General features: G+C 68.9%; 14 protein-coding genes and 1 pseudogene. 7 read left to right on the forward strand and 8 right to left on the reverse strand.

Annotated elements, in window-relative coordinates:
- On the reverse strand, positions 1–533 hold a 533-nt coding region (locus tag VGX25_RS09415; RefSeq protein ID WP_326917249.1), incomplete at its 3' end, for a 1-phosphofructokinase family hexose kinase.
- On the reverse strand, positions 530–1,447 hold the full coding sequence (locus VGX25_RS09420; RefSeq protein WP_326917250.1) for an ROK family protein: 918 nt from the start codon (positions 1,445–1,447) through the stop codon (positions 530–532). The genes VGX25_RS09420 and VGX25_RS09415, both read right to left, overlap by 4 nt.
- A gap of 148 nt (positions 1,448–1,595) precedes the next feature.
- Here VGX25_RS09420 and VGX25_RS09425 point away from each other — a divergent pair, with 148 nt between their 5' ends.
- Complete coding sequence (locus VGX25_RS09425) at positions 1,596–2,378, forward strand: DeoR/GlpR family DNA-binding transcription regulator (RefSeq protein ID WP_326917251.1); 783 nt, start codon at positions 1,596–1,598, stop codon at positions 2,376–2,378.
- A gap of 816 nt (positions 2,379–3,194) precedes the next feature.
- On the opposite strand, the gene VGX25_RS09430 is transcribed toward VGX25_RS09425, so the two are convergent.
- Genes VGX25_RS09430 through VGX25_RS09445 form a run of 4 tightly spaced genes read right to left on the reverse strand, consistent with a single transcriptional unit; the run spans position 3,195 to position 6,701 of the window.
- Positions 3,195–4,400, reverse strand: a complete 1,206-nt coding sequence (locus VGX25_RS09430; RefSeq protein WP_326917252.1) for an ABC transporter permease — start codon at positions 4,398–4,400, stop codon at positions 3,195–3,197.
- Positions 4,400–5,062: an ABC transporter ATP-binding protein gene (locus VGX25_RS09435; protein WP_326917253.1), complete on the reverse strand. Its 663-nt coding sequence runs from the start codon at positions 5,060–5,062 to the stop codon at positions 4,400–4,402. The genes VGX25_RS09430 and VGX25_RS09435 overlap by 1 nt, the downstream gene beginning before the upstream one ends.
- Positions 5,059–6,120, reverse strand: a complete 1,062-nt coding sequence (locus tag VGX25_RS09440) for a peptidoglycan-binding protein (RefSeq protein ID WP_326917254.1) — start codon at positions 6,118–6,120, stop codon at positions 5,059–5,061. Before VGX25_RS09440 ends, VGX25_RS09435 begins: the two co-directional genes overlap by 4 nt.
- Before the next feature lie 32 nt (positions 6,121–6,152).
- Positions 6,153–6,701, reverse strand: coding sequence for a hypothetical protein (locus VGX25_RS09445; RefSeq protein WP_326917255.1), 549 nt, complete (start codon positions 6,699–6,701; stop codon positions 6,153–6,155).
- Between the two features lie 144 nt (positions 6,702–6,845).
- On the opposite strand from VGX25_RS09445, the gene VGX25_RS09450 reads away from it, so the two are divergent.
- The 5 genes from VGX25_RS09450 (at position 6,846) to VGX25_RS09470 (ending at position 10,543) form a co-directional block, all read left to right on the forward strand.
- Positions 6,846–7,502 carry a response regulator transcription factor gene (locus tag VGX25_RS09450; RefSeq protein WP_326917256.1) on the forward strand — a complete coding sequence of 219 codons (657 nt, stop codon included), beginning with the start codon at positions 6,846–6,848 and terminating at the stop codon, positions 7,500–7,502.
- The gene (locus VGX25_RS09455; RefSeq protein WP_326917257.1) at positions 7,499–8,656 is read left to right on the forward strand and encodes a HAMP domain-containing sensor histidine kinase; all 1,158 of its coding nucleotides are present in this window, start codon (positions 7,499–7,501) and stop codon (positions 8,654–8,656) included. The genes VGX25_RS09450 and VGX25_RS09455 overlap by 4 nt, the downstream gene beginning before the upstream one ends.
- A gap of 117 nt (positions 8,657–8,773) precedes the next feature.
- Positions 8,774–9,169 carry a peptidase inhibitor family I36 protein gene (locus VGX25_RS09460; protein WP_326917258.1) on the forward strand — a complete coding sequence of 132 codons (396 nt, stop codon included), beginning with the start codon at positions 8,774–8,776 and terminating at the stop codon, positions 9,167–9,169.
- 100 nt (positions 9,170–9,269) lie between these two features.
- Complete coding sequence (locus tag VGX25_RS09465) at positions 9,270–9,635, forward strand: hypothetical protein (RefSeq protein ID WP_326917259.1); 366 nt, start codon at positions 9,270–9,272, stop codon at positions 9,633–9,635.
- A 53-nt stretch (positions 9,636–9,688) separates the two neighbouring features.
- Positions 9,689–10,543, forward strand: a complete 855-nt coding sequence (locus VGX25_RS09470; protein ID WP_326917260.1) for a hypothetical protein — start codon at positions 9,689–9,691, stop codon at positions 10,541–10,543.
- On the opposite strand, the gene VGX25_RS09475 is transcribed toward VGX25_RS09470, so the two are convergent.
- On the reverse strand, positions 10,540–10,809 hold the full coding sequence (locus VGX25_RS09475; RefSeq protein WP_326917261.1) for a helix-turn-helix transcriptional regulator: 270 nt from the start codon (positions 10,807–10,809) through the stop codon (positions 10,540–10,542). The genes VGX25_RS09470 and VGX25_RS09475 overlap by 4 nt on opposite strands.
- Before the next feature lie 418 nt (positions 10,810–11,227).
- Positions 11,228–11,521 carry a helix-turn-helix domain-containing protein gene (locus tag VGX25_RS09480; RefSeq protein ID WP_326917262.1) on the reverse strand — a complete coding sequence of 98 codons (294 nt, stop codon included), beginning with the start codon at positions 11,519–11,521 and terminating at the stop codon, positions 11,228–11,230.
- 1 nt (position 11,522) lies between these two features.
- Between VGX25_RS09480 and VGX25_RS09485 the strand changes: the two are divergent.
- Positions 11,523–12,438 (forward strand): annotated as a pseudogene (locus VGX25_RS09485) (IS5 family transposase).
- Positions 12,439–12,593: the final 155 nt, after the last annotated feature.

The raw sequence follows: 12,593 nt of genomic DNA on the forward strand, positions 1-12,593 counted from the left end.
ACGTGGGGGCGCCCGGCCAGCCCGGCGCGCAGCGGATCGCCGGACGTGTCGAGGATCGTGACGGCGCCGGCCGCGTCGCGCAGCAGCCGGGCGTAGGCGTCGCCGGGCAGCCCGGCCGGCAGGCTCCCGGACAGCACCACGACCGCGGCCCGCCGGGCCAGATCCCGGTACGCGTCGAGGAACTGCGCCCACTCGGCGGCGGCGACCGGCGGTCCGGGCTCGGTGAACACGGTCGCGCCGCCGTCGCCGGTGGTCACGGTGACCGTGCGCCGGGCGTCGCCGGCGATCGGCACGAACGCGTCGGGGATGCCGGACTCGGCAAGGTCGGCCCGGATCCCGGCGCCGGTCGGGCCGCCGGCGAGCCCGGTGACCAGCACGTCGTGGGCCAGCGCGCGCAGCACCCTTGCCACGTTCACGCCCTTGCCGCCGGCCCGCCGGTGCACCGCGCGCACCCGGTGCGTGGCGTTCGGCTCGAGCCGGGACACCTCGTAGGTGACGTCCAGCGCCGCGTTGAGCGTGACGGTGAGGATCACGGGGCGGCCTCGCGCACCGCCCGCCAGCCGAGCAGGCCGGCCCCGGTGCAGCCGGCGTTGTCGCCGAGCGCGGCCGGGACCAGCTCGGGCCGGCGGTGGAAGGTCAGCCGGCCGTCCAGCTCCTCGCGCAATGGGGTGAACAGCGCGTCACCCGATTCGGCGAGCCCGCCGCCGATCACGATCACCTCGGGCGCCAGCAGCACCACGGCCATGGTCAGCGCCGTGGCCAGCGCGCCGACCGCCTCGTCCCACACGTTCTTGGCGGTGGTGTCGCCGGCACGCATCCGGTCGGCCACCTCCTGGGCGCCGCGCACCGGCTCGCCGGACCGCTCGGTGTACCTGCGGGCGATCGCCGCCGCCGAGCCGACGGTCTCCAGGCAGCCGCGCGCGCCGCAGCCGCAGACCGTCCCGCTCGGATCGACGATGGCGTGGCCGATCTCCCCGGCGAAGCCGCTGGCGTTGAGCTCGTGGCCGTCGACCATGAGCGCGGCGGCGATCCCGGTGCCGACCGGCATGAACATCGCGTTGCGCACGCCCACCGCCGCGCCCACGGTGAACTCGGCCAGCCCACCGGACCGCACGTCGTGCCCGATGCGCAGCGGGAGCTTGGTGCGGTCGGCAAGGCGGTCCCGCAGGGCGAGGTTGCGCCAGCCCAGGTTGGCCGCGAACCGCACGACGCCAAGGTCGCCGTCCACGATGCCGGGCGTGACCACCCCGACGCCACATACGGTGCCGTCGAGCGTGGCGGCGTGGTCCGACAGGGTGTCGACCAGTTCACCGAGCTGGTCGACGTCGACCACATCGTCGTAGCGCCTGGTGGGCACCCGGACCGCGTGCACCGAGCGGAGTCCGGAGTCGACGAGCGCCGCCTTGATCGAGGTTCCGCCGAGATCGATGGCGGCCACGAGCTCCATGGACCCCCTCCTTCGCGCGATTGTGCGCAATTTCGCGTTCGATCCTGCACTATTTCGCAGACCGAGCCAAGCGTTGCGATCGTTGAACCGGGCCCGACAAGGCGATAGCTTGCTTCAACCCGCCTGATCGCGGCTCGGAGGGACCGACGTGCACCGCTACGAACGGCTCAGCGCCATGCTCGACATTCTGGGTCAGCGCAACAAGGTCGACGTCGAGGACCTCGCGGCCGAGCTCAACGTCTCGGCGGCCACCATCCGCCGCGACCTCGACCACCTGGCCGAGCAGCAGCTGCTGACCCGCACCCGCGGCGGCGCGGTCACCACCAACGTCGCCTACGACCTGCCGCTGCGCTACAAGACCGCCCGGCACGCGTCGGAGAAGGAGCGCATCGGCCGCGCCGCCGCCGGGATGGTCGCCCGCGGCAGCGTCGTCGGCCTCAACGGCGGCACCACCACCACCGAGATCGCCCGCGCCCTGGCCATCCGCCCGGATCTCAACGCCGGCGACGAGCCCGCCCTCACGGTCGTGACCAACGCGTTGAACATCGCCAACGAGCTGGCCGTCCGCCCGCACGTCAAGATCGTGGTGACCGGCGGCGTCGCCCGCCCGCAGTCCTTCGAGCTGACCGGCCCCCTGGCCACCAAGATCCTCGAGGAGCTCACCCTCGACCTGGCCTTCCTCGGCGTCGACGCCGTGGACCCGGTGCACGGCGCCTACGCCCACCACGAGGGCGAGGCCAGCATCAACCGCCTCATGGCCGCCCGCGCCCGCCGCGTCATCGTCGCCGCCGACAGCTCCAAGCTCGGCGCCCACGCCTTCGCCCAGATCTGCCCCGTCTCGATGCTCCACCACCTGATCACCGACACGGCCGCCGACCCCGAGATCCTCAAAGCCTTCGAAACCGAGGGCATCACCGTCGAGTCGGTCTAAGCCGAACGCCGGATTGGCTGCACGAAGGCGGAACACGCCTACCCCGAGGCCGTGTTCCGCCCTCGTGCAGGCGCACTTTCGCGGGGACGGGGTCTAGCCGCCCGGTTGCCGGTCCGATCATCGACTGGATGGGCGCTGGGCGGCTCTGCTGGAGATGATCGAGGAACAAAGACCTGCGCGCACGTCAGACCGCGCGTGCATCAGATCACTCCGGCGACGCTGTGACATCGGCTCATGCCGCTCATCGGGCGCCACGCGTGCTCTCTTTGCTGTCCAACGAGTGGGTCGTTGACACCCGAGTGCGCCAGTGGTGATCCGAAGTTGCCTGACGGGATTTGGACGGCTCCGACGAACGGGCGATTCGACTGCTTTGTCGGTCTCACACTGGTCGGACTGGAGCAAACCTGGAGCACGGGTGCGCTGGCAGTGTGGGGGGTCACGGGTTCGAGCCCCGTCAGCTCCACTTCTTGATCAAGCCTTCCCGGGCCGGATGGGCACGGTGCGCTTGTGTGGGTCGCCGTCGACGGCGGGCCGGAATACGCGGCGCCGGAAGTCGCTGCGTCGCCGTGGGTAGCCCGGCGGGCTGGTGAACACGAAGTCGCCGGTTGTGGTCGACAGGTGCATCTGAAGGAGGCCGGCGAGGAACCGGGGCAGGGTGATAGTGCGGGCGCAATATGTCGAACTTCGCGACGGTTCACGAGTTCGTTGGGACGGAAACGCTTGGACGAGCAGTAACTCTTGACGGCAATTCCCGCTGCCACTCTCGTGCCGCTGATCGCGCGCGCCACGTGGCCTCGTGCGGCTGTGCTGGCACAGCTACAAGGTGGCTAGCGCGTCCGTCGGGGTCAGCCGGGCGGCGCGGATGGCAGGGTAGAGGCCAGCCGCGGCGCCGACCGGGAGCGTGACGATCACCCCGCCGGCGATGACCAGCGGGGGCAGCACGACCGGCCAGCTCTGCAGAGCGTCGTAGGACGCGGTAACCAGGCCGCCGAGCAGCACGCCGCCGACCCCGCCGATAGCTGACAGGATCAGCGACTCCATGAGGAACTGCCATCGGATCTGCCCGCGGGCTGCGCCAAGCGATCGGCGCAGGCCGATCTCGCCACGCCGTTCGAGCACGGAGATCACCATGGTGTTGGCCACGCCGACCCCCCCGACAAGCAGCGCGACCGCGCCGAGCCCGAGCAGCAGGCCGTTCAGCGTACGGTCGGACGTGCGTTGCGCGGCTAGCGCGTCGGACGGGCGGGATACCTTGACCTCGAAGGGACTCTGCGGGTTCACGGTCGCCGGCAGCACCGTCCGGACCGCCTCGACCTGCGAGTCCGCTGATCGGCAGTAGATCGTCGTTGGGTGGCCGTCGAAATGCAGGTAGTCCCGTGCCGCTGCCCACCCGACCAGCGCGGCGTTGTCGAGCTCTGGCGCGAGTGGTAGCGGATCAAGCACCCCGGTTACGCTGAACCAGTGGCCACCGAGCCACACGCGCACACCGGGCGTGCGAATGTCGAGCCGCCGTGCGGTTTTCGAGCCGAGCACCACGGCCGGGTAGGACGCGGTCGCCTGGTTGAGCCAACTTCCGGTGCCGATCCGCCCGCCGACTGAGTCGAGCAGGTCTGGCATGGCGGCCAGAACGGAGATGCCGCCGGTGTTTCCGGCCGGGATGTGGTCGTTGCGGTACACCGCCGCCTGAACCCGGCCAGTCGCTGAGACCGAGCGCACCGGCCGGATCCGGCCCACCATCGGTACGGACTCGACCGGCAGCTTGGCCGCCTCGCCGAACACCGTGCTCCCCGGCTCGACGGTGAGCAGGTTGGTGCCGAGTTTGGCCAGCTCGCGATCGAGCTGCGCGCGGCTGGAGGCCGAGATGCCCACCACGGCAACCATGGCGGCGATGCCGATCGCGATCCCCAGTGCCGCCAGCGCCACCCGCAGCGGGCGCACCCGCAGTCCGACAGCCCCGACGAGAACGGCGTCTACGGGACCGAGCCGGGTCGGCCGCAACACTTTCCGAGCGTCGCCGGGCATCACATCACCCTGCCGTCGCGCATGAAGACCCGGCGCGGCAGGCGTTCGGCGATCTCCCGGTCGTGGGTGATCACCACGACCGTGGTGCCCGCTTCGTTCAGCTCGCGCAGGATCGCCAGCACCCGCGCGCCGGAGTCGGTGTCCAGGTTGCCGGTCGGCTCGTCCGCCAGCAGCAGAGCCGGTTCCCCGACAATGGCGCGCGCGATGGCTACCCGCTGGCGCTCGCCGCCGGAAAGTTGGTGTGGCCGGTGGCTCAGCCGCTGCCTCAACCCGACGCGGTCCAGCGCGATCTCGGCCCGGCGCCGGCGATCTCGGCGCCCCACGCCCGCGTACAGCAACCCATCCGCCACATTGTCCACAGCGGACAGTTCGGCGGCAAGGTGGAACCGCTGGAAGACGAAGCCGATGCGGCGTGCGCGCAGCGTGGACAGCTGGCGGTCGGACAGCCGGGCCACGTCGTGCCCGTCGACGAGCACGGTGCCCGCCGAGGGACGGTCCAGTGTCCCGATGATATGCAGCATCGTGGACTTGCCGGAGCCGGACGGACCGACGACGGCCAGCAACTCGCCCCGTCCCACTTCCAGGTCGACGCAACGCAGCGCCGAGACCTCTCCCGGGTAGTTTTTGGACACGCCGCTCAACCGCACCACGTCCCCGGTCATGCCGGCACCCGCACAGTCATGCCCGCCGCGATGCCCGCGCCACGGATCTCCACCCGCCCGTCGGCGAACAGCCCTGTCTCCACCGCGATGACCCGGCTTCCGCCGTCCTCGACGACCTCGACCGCATAACCACCGTCGATCGGCGCGAGCAGCGCGGCGACCGGCACCGTGAGCACGTCGGGGTGCTGCTGGGCGGTGTAGCGCACCTGCACGGGGGTCCGGTTGAGAGGGCCGAGCGCCGCCTGGTCCGCGACCGATACCGTGACCGGAACCGTGGCGTTTGCCGCGCCGCCGCCTTGGGTGTTGTTCGACTCGCCCTGCGCGGGCGGCAGACTCGCCTCGCTGCCGACTGAGGACACCACGCCCTCGACCCGGGTCCCGCCCGGCAGCTCGACCGTGACCTTGGTTCCGGCGACCGCCCACGGTGTGCTCCGGGCCGGTGCGGTCACCGTGACGACCTTGGTGTTGGCGGTGTAGGTGAGGATCTGCCCCTGCGCCGGCGATCCAACCCGGGCCGAGCGGGCGGCGACGCGAACGGTCCCGGGGACGTACACGATCGCGTCGATGCCGACCATGCCCGTCTCCTCGATGCGCAGGCGCTTCTGCCAGCGCTTGACCGCCGCCACGGTGGTCTCGGTGTACCGGTCGTCCACGGTGAAGCCGCCATAGCCGAGCGCTTTCAGGTTGGTCTCGAACTGCTTCACGTCGGGGCCGGCGGTGTCCAGCGCGAGCGGCCGATACATCGGCAAGTCGCCGTAGAGCAGCGGCACCGGTTTCTCGTCCGCGCGCAGTAGGACGTCGCCCCGGGCCAGCACCGTGCCGACCGCCGGCAGCCAGGTCAGGGTGCCGGCGACCTTGGACTCGATCGGCTCCGCGGGTCCGTAGCCGAGCTCACCGTCCACCACCGTGGTCTCGGCCATGGTCATCGTGGTCACCTGGGCCGTGCCGCCGGGCTCGGCGGCCGGCGCCGGTGTGGTGGGTCGGTCCGGTCGAAGCCCGAAGAAGACGGCGACGACCGCGATCGCCGCCGCCGGCGCGGCGGCGCCAAGGACGAGCATGACGCGTCCCGCCCGAGAGCGCCGGTCCCCGCTCATCCGCCGACCGTGCCCTTCCCGGACGGCAGCACGGACTGGCACGCCTGCTCGGCCGCGGGCAGCTTGGGATCGTTCTTGAGCTGTCGGGAGAGCTCGTCGCTCATCCGCTGCTCACCGCTCTGCGGGTCCGGATCAGGATAGGCAGGCACGCCGTGCTCGCGAATGCACGCGGCATATCGCTGCCGCGCTTCGATGTCTTCCTGCGCTGGCTTGTCCACGTCACCGCCGGTCGGCAACGACTCCCGGCATTCCTGAAGCGCGACCGATACTCTGTCTGCCGGGACGCGGTTCTTGTCGATCTGCGGAAGGCCCTCCTCGGTTGGCTGGTCGAGCAGTGGGATGCCGTGCTGGGTAAGGCAATCGCGATACTGCTTGATCCTCATTTCCCGGTCGGCGGCCTGGGTGGACGTCGTCGTCCCCCCAGCTGAGACCACGCCTTCGTCGCCATTGCCGGTCGAGCAGCCGGCTAGTCCGGCGGTCGCCAGCACGGCAATTCCGGCGAGGAGGAGGGACGCGCGCGGCGACCGGCGGTATGACTTGATCATTCCTGAGCCCCTGTCACTAAGGTCACGGACGATTAGACTCGCGGCCGTATAAGACCGTCATCAGCGCCTGGGGCTTATGACCGTTTTAGTGGCGAAGGGGGATCATGAACGGAGCAACCGCGATATTGTCGAGGAGGCGGGTCGGTGCGCGTGCTCGTCGTTGAGGATGAGGAGTTGCTGGCTGACGCCATCGCCGAAGGGCTGCGCCAGGAGGCCCTCGCCGTCGACGTCGCCTATGACGGATCCACCGCGCTGGACCGACTGGAGCTCAACGAGTACGACGTGCTCGTGCTCGACCGCGATCTGCCGCACGTGCATGGCGACGAGGTTTGCCGGCGGCTGGTGGCCTCCGGCGCATCGACCAGGGTGCTGATGCTCACCGCGGCGGACGAGGTCAGCGACCGGGTCGATGGACTGTCGCTCGGTGCGGACGACTACCTGCCGAAGCCGTTCGCGTTCCCGGAGTTCGTCGCCAGGGTCCGGGCGCTGGGCCGTCGGGCTCGGCCGGCCGCGCCGCCGGTGCTGTGCCGGGCTGGCGTCATGCTGGATCCCGGCCGTCGTGAGGTGTTTCGCGACGGGCAGGCCATTTCCCTGTCCCGCAAGGAGTTCGCCGTACTCGAGGAGCTGTTGCGCGGGGACGGGATGGTAGTGAGCTCCGAGCAACTGCTGGAACGGGCGTGGGACGAGAACATCGACCCGTTCACCAACGTCCTGCGGGTCACGGTGATGACGCTGCGCCGCAAGCTCGGCCCGCCGCAGGTGGTCGAGACCGTCGCCGGTGTCGGGTACCGGATCCCGTGAGGGCGCGCGGCTGGACCGTGCGGGCACGGCTGACCGTGCTGTACGGCTGTCTGGTCTTCCTAGCCGGCGCCGCTCTGCTCGCGGTGGTGTACTACCTGCTGGACCGAAGCGTCGCGAACCAGCCCATCGAGGTTCCGGTCGTCTCTGTCGTCGACACGGGCGGCGATCAGGCGGCCGTCGAACTAAAGCAGCGCCAAGCGGCCGCGGAGGCGCAGATGCGCGAGAGTTTCCGGCAGCGGACCGTGCTACCGCTGCTGGAGCGGTCGCTCATCGCGCTCGGCGGGCTCACCGTGGCCGGCCTCGCGGCGGGCTGGCTGATCGCCGGGCGGACGCTGCGGCCGATCCACCGGATCACCACGACGGCCCGGCGGGTCGCGGACCGGAACCTGCACGAGCGGATCGCGCTTGGCGGACCCCGGGACGAGCTGCGGGAGCTGGCCGACACCTTCGACGACATGCTGTCCCGATTGGACGCCGCGTTCGAGGGCCAGCGCCAGTTCGTCGGAAATGCCTCGCACGAGCTGAAGACCCCGCTCGCGATCAACCGGACGCTGCTCGAGGTCGCGATGAACCGGTCGGACACACCGCCGGCACTGCGGCAGCTGGGCGAGACCCTGCTTGAGGTGAACTCCCGGCACGAGCGACTGGTTGACGGTCTGCTCACGCTGGCCCGGTCCGAGCACACGATTGCGAATCCGATGCCGGTGGACCTTGCCGAGGTGGCCGGCGACGTGATCGGACATGCCCGGCACGAGTCCGAGCGGCTGGATGTGAGCGTGGCGCTCGAGGCGAGCGCGGCGCCCGTGTGCGGGGATCCACTGCTGCTTGAACGGTTGGTGCAGAACCTGGTGCACAACGCCGTCCGGCACAACAGGGCGGGCGGCTGGGTGCGGGTCGTGGTCGAGGCCGATAACCACGCGGCCCGGCTGGTCGTGGCGAACACCGGCCGGCCCGTGCCCGCGGCCAGCATCGCGTCGATCTTCGAACCGTTCCAGCGAATCACGAGCCGGGTCGGGTCCACGAGGGGGACCGGGCTCGGCCTGTCGATTGTCCGATCGGTGGTCCGGGCGCACGGCGGTTCGGTGTCCGCAAAGGCACGGGCCGAGGGCGGCCTGGTGGTCGAGGTCAGCCTGCCTGCCGAAGCGGCGGGTTGATCGCGCCGCTATCAGGTCCGGTTCGGTAGGTCAAGAAACGAACCCTCGCGACTGTCCGCTGCCACGCCCCGACGCGAGGATCTCCTATGTCCGCATAGTCGGCTTGAAGGGGAGTTCATGCAGTTCAAGAGAATGTTGACGGTCCTGGTCGCCAGCGCCGTCGCGATCCTGGGGATCCTGATCAGCGCCGCTCCGGCGAGTGCCACGGCAAAGAACGGTGTCGTCGAGTCCGGCGAGTTCGGCCTGTACTTCGTGCAGGGCAGCAGCGGGCTGGTCTTCGATCTGTTCGTCGACGACCTCGACTTCCGCGACGACGTGTTCCCCGGCACCGGCATTTCGGCCGACAACAACACCGAGTCGTACCGGAACCGGGACTCGTTCTGGTGGCACGTGTACACGGGTGTCGGCCTCACCGGTTCGCACGGGTGCCTGCCGCCGGGCCACGTCGGGAACGCGTCGGCGACCTTCCGTAACACCATTTCGTCGGCGGAGTTCCTGTCCGTCGGCTGCTGATCGAGGATTTCATGCCGATCGTCGCTCTGCGCACGCTTCCGCCGGGCAGAGCGACGATCTTCACATACGTGGCAGGGGGAGCGTCATGCGGTTAGCGAAGATGGCAACGTCGCTGGTAGCCGGGTCGGTCGTGGTCGGAGCGCTGGCGGGGACCGCCCCGGCGAGCGCGGCCACGGGAAAGAACGGTGTGCTCGAGCCCGGCGAGATCGGCTTCTACCGGGGGTTCCTTGCGGGTCCCGTCTTCGACCTGAGCACCGGGGATCCGGATTTCTCGGACGATCACTTTCCCGGCACGGCCATCCCGGTGGCCGGCAACATTGATTCTGTCCGGAACAGAGACACCCGGCACTGGGTGGCCTTCACCGGCCGCAACTTCACGGGATCACAGCTGTGCCTTGCGCCCCGCACGGCCGGAACCCTGGCGCCGGGCAGGGACATCAGTTCGGCTATTCCGGGTATCTGCTGAGCACGGGAGGATTGATGTTTTCGAGTCGGCGACTCACGCTGAGCCTGTGCGCCATGAGCCTGCTCGGCGTTGCCGCCTGCTCCGCAGGCGAGCAGGGGCAGGACAACGGCGAACCTGCGATCGGCACCATTCCCACCCTGCTGGCGAGCGTCGATCTTCGGCTGCCCGTGCAGGACTATCTGATGACCGAACAGCAGGCCGCACGGTTCGCCAAGGCAAGGGTGGCGCTGATCCAGCAGTGCATGAAGCGGTTCGGGATCGACTATGTGGTTCCCGATCTGCCGTCCGGTTACGGGCCACGGAGCCTGACCGACCGCCGGTACGGGGTCACGGATGCTGAGTTGGTGCGGCGCTACGGATACGGGCTGGGTGAACGGGATCCCGCGTTGCGGCCGAAACCGGTCAAGCCCGACATCGGCCCGGACGGCGAGAGCGCGCTCTTCGGCGATGGGCCGACCGTAGTGCGCGGGATCGGCGTTCCCGACGGCGGTTGCGCCGGGGAGGCCGACCGAGGGCTCGACCGCACCGTTCCGTCCGGCGCCGACCCGCAACTGGGCAACAACCTGCAGTTCCAGTCGTTCGAGGCCTCGAAGAAGGACAGCCGAGTGCGCGCGGTGTTCACGGCGTGGTCGTCCTGTATGGCGGAATCCGGATATCACTACCGCGATCCGCTCGCATCCGTCGCAGACCCGAGGTTCTCCGGGCGGGAAGTGACCCAGGAGCAGATAGACGTAGCCGAGGCGGATGTGCGGTGCAAAGGGAAGTCGAACCTCATCGGTATCTGGTTCACCGTGGAATCGGCATACCAGAAGCGGGAGATCGACCGGAACCCCGCGGCATTCGCGGCCTGCAAGGAGGCGCTCGCGGCACGCGCAAGAGCCGCGGAAGCCGCGGCTCCGTCAGGTTAGTTCGAACCGCCCTCCAGAGAGATCGCGAACCGGACGAGGTCGGCGCTGCTCACGGCGCCGACCTTTCCGCGAATGCGGCGCAGGTAAGTGTCGACGGTGTTAATCGCAATGCCCATTTGGCGGGCAATCTGCCGGTATGTGAGACCGTGTGCGAAATGGACAAGAACCTCGCGCTCACGTGGAGAAAGCTCCGAGCGACCCGACATCAATGATCTTCCCCCAAGATCGATTTGGAAGGGCGAACAGCCGCGACATCCCCTCATCATGATACTACTTGGAAAATTGCGTACTGTCGACCCACCCAGAAGTGCCAAAGGACACTGCGTGTCAGAAACAGTGTGTTGATATTGGCGTGTCGACGATCAACAGAGGCTCCGACCTGCCCCGCGAAGGACCATCCGCATGCCGAGCCGATCGAGCCGGAAGATGCGGCGGTTGTCGGCCCACGGCAGGCTGTAGCGACGGATCGTACGGTCGACAACCTGAATATCAGGTTGGTCGTGATGGTGGGGACTGTCTCGAGGTCCGCAGGCCGAGATGGTCTCGGCGCGTTGGCGGGGTCTGCCGTCGTTGAGCGCTGTGATCAGTCGGTGGTGCGTGAGCGCTGGTGCACCACCGTTTGGCAGAGGGAGACCAATGATCGGGTTATTGAGGAGATCGCGGCCTCGGTTGCTCCCGCACGGGTTATTGCATGGCTCTGCGAGTGCCGTCTGCAATTTCCCTGAGGGTGGGGAGGTCGCGGATGACCAGGTGTTGGCGGCCGGTCGTGATGAGCCGCCCGGCCTTCAAGGTTCGAATGACCTTCTTGATCGAATCGACGGACGCACCGGTGAAGGTCGCGAGATCCCGCTGGCTGAAGGGCAGCATCATGCCGTCACCGCCGGGCCTGTCGAGCCCATGTCGGCAAGTTCGACCAAGGCCTCGGCTAGGTGTGTGTCCCGTGGATCTTGGGGTGGAGTCAGGGTAGAACCGGGTGATGCTGGATCGTCATGATCTGACTGATGCGGAGTGGGCGCTGCTGGAGCCGTTGTTGCCGGATCGGAGTCCGCGGCGGGGTGGCCGGTGGATGGATCATCGGTTGGTGATCGATGCGGTGGTGTGGCGGACGAGGACTGGGACGCTGTGGCGGGATTTGCCGTCGTGTTACGGGACCTGGAAGACGATCTACAATCGGCATCGCCGGTGGGCCGTTGGTGGGGTGTGGGCGGCGCTGCTGGAGCAGTTACGGCGGGGGTGTGATGGGCCCGAGGGTCCGGACTGGACGGTGGCGGTGGATGGCAGCGTGGTGCGGGCGTATCAGCATGCTGCTGGTGCCCGCCGCACGCCGTCGGCGCAGGTTGAGGTCGCTGCCGGGCACACAGGGGGCCGGGTCGAATGACGAGGATCAGCGGTCGGATGGTGAAGCTGTGGGCCGTTGCCGCGGTGGGCTGAGCACCAAGATCGTGCTCGCGGCCGATCGGGGGGTGCGGCCGTTGTCGCGGGTCATCCTCGCTGGTCACCGGCATGACTCGATCGCGTTCTGGCGGGTGATGGCCGTGATCCGCGTCCTGCGGCTCGGGGTGGGGCGGCCCCGCATCACCCCACGGCATCTACTGGGTGACAAGGCTTTCTCCAGCAAGGCCATCCGCGGTTACCTGCGTCGGCGGGGTATCCGCGCGACCATTCCCGAGCCCGCCGACCAGATCAAGCACCGCCGGGCGCGGGGCCGTCGCGGCGGACGTCCGCCCACCTTCGACGCTGATCGTGACAAGCAGCGCAATGTCGCCGAGCGCGGCAACAACAAGCTCAAGCAGTACCCAGCTGTGGCCACCCGCTACGACAAGCGCGAGTACATCTACGCCGCCACCGTCGATGTCGCTTCGATCAGAATCTGGCTCCGCGACCCCGTCACATGATCCACAAGACAGGCCCTAGCCTCGAGATTTCGTGACTTGGTCGGCGACACGGTGCCGTGATGCACGGAAGTGCCTGTCCTGCACGGGAAACTTGGGATTGCGAAGTCACAAGTATCGCCGTGTGGGAAGGCACTCCGTAGGTGAAGCGTAACCCA

It is taken from the genome of Actinophytocola sp. (assembly GCF_035942955.1).
In the GTDB taxonomy this organism is placed as follows: Bacteria; Actinomycetota; Actinomycetes; order Mycobacteriales; family Pseudonocardiaceae; genus DASYTH01.

Bases quoted from the DNA above. Each gene is read 5' to 3' on its own strand.
- VGX25_RS09420 (WP_326917250.1), bottom strand. From the start codon at position 1,447: ATGGAGCTCGTGGCCGCCATCGATCTCGGCGGAACCTCGATCAAGGCG.
- VGX25_RS09430 (WP_326917252.1), bottom strand. From the start codon at position 4,400: ATGCCCGGCGACGCTCGGAAAGTGTTGCGGCCGACCCGGCTCGGTCCC.
- VGX25_RS09435 (WP_326917253.1), bottom strand. From the start codon at position 5,062: ATGACCGGGGACGTGGTGCGGTTGAGCGGCGTGTCCAAAAACTACCCG.
- VGX25_RS09440 (WP_326917254.1), bottom strand. From the start codon at position 6,120: ATGCTCGTCCTTGGCGCCGCCGCGCCGGCGGCGGCGATCGCGGTCGTC.
- VGX25_RS09445 (WP_326917255.1), bottom strand. From the start codon at position 6,701: ATGATCAAGTCATACCGCCGGTCGCCGCGCGCGTCCCTCCTCCTCGCC.
- VGX25_RS09460 (WP_326917258.1), top strand. From the start codon at position 8,774: ATGCAGTTCAAGAGAATGTTGACGGTCCTGGTCGCCAGCGCCGTCGCG.
- VGX25_RS09465 (WP_326917259.1), top strand. From the start codon at position 9,270: ATGGCAACGTCGCTGGTAGCCGGGTCGGTCGTGGTCGGAGCGCTGGCG.
- VGX25_RS09470 (WP_326917260.1), top strand. From the start codon at position 9,689: ATGAGCCTGCTCGGCGTTGCCGCCTGCTCCGCAGGCGAGCAGGGGCAG.
- VGX25_RS09475 (WP_326917261.1), bottom strand. From the start codon at position 10,809: ATGATGAGGGGATGTCGCGGCTGTTCGCCCTTCCAAATCGATCTTGGG.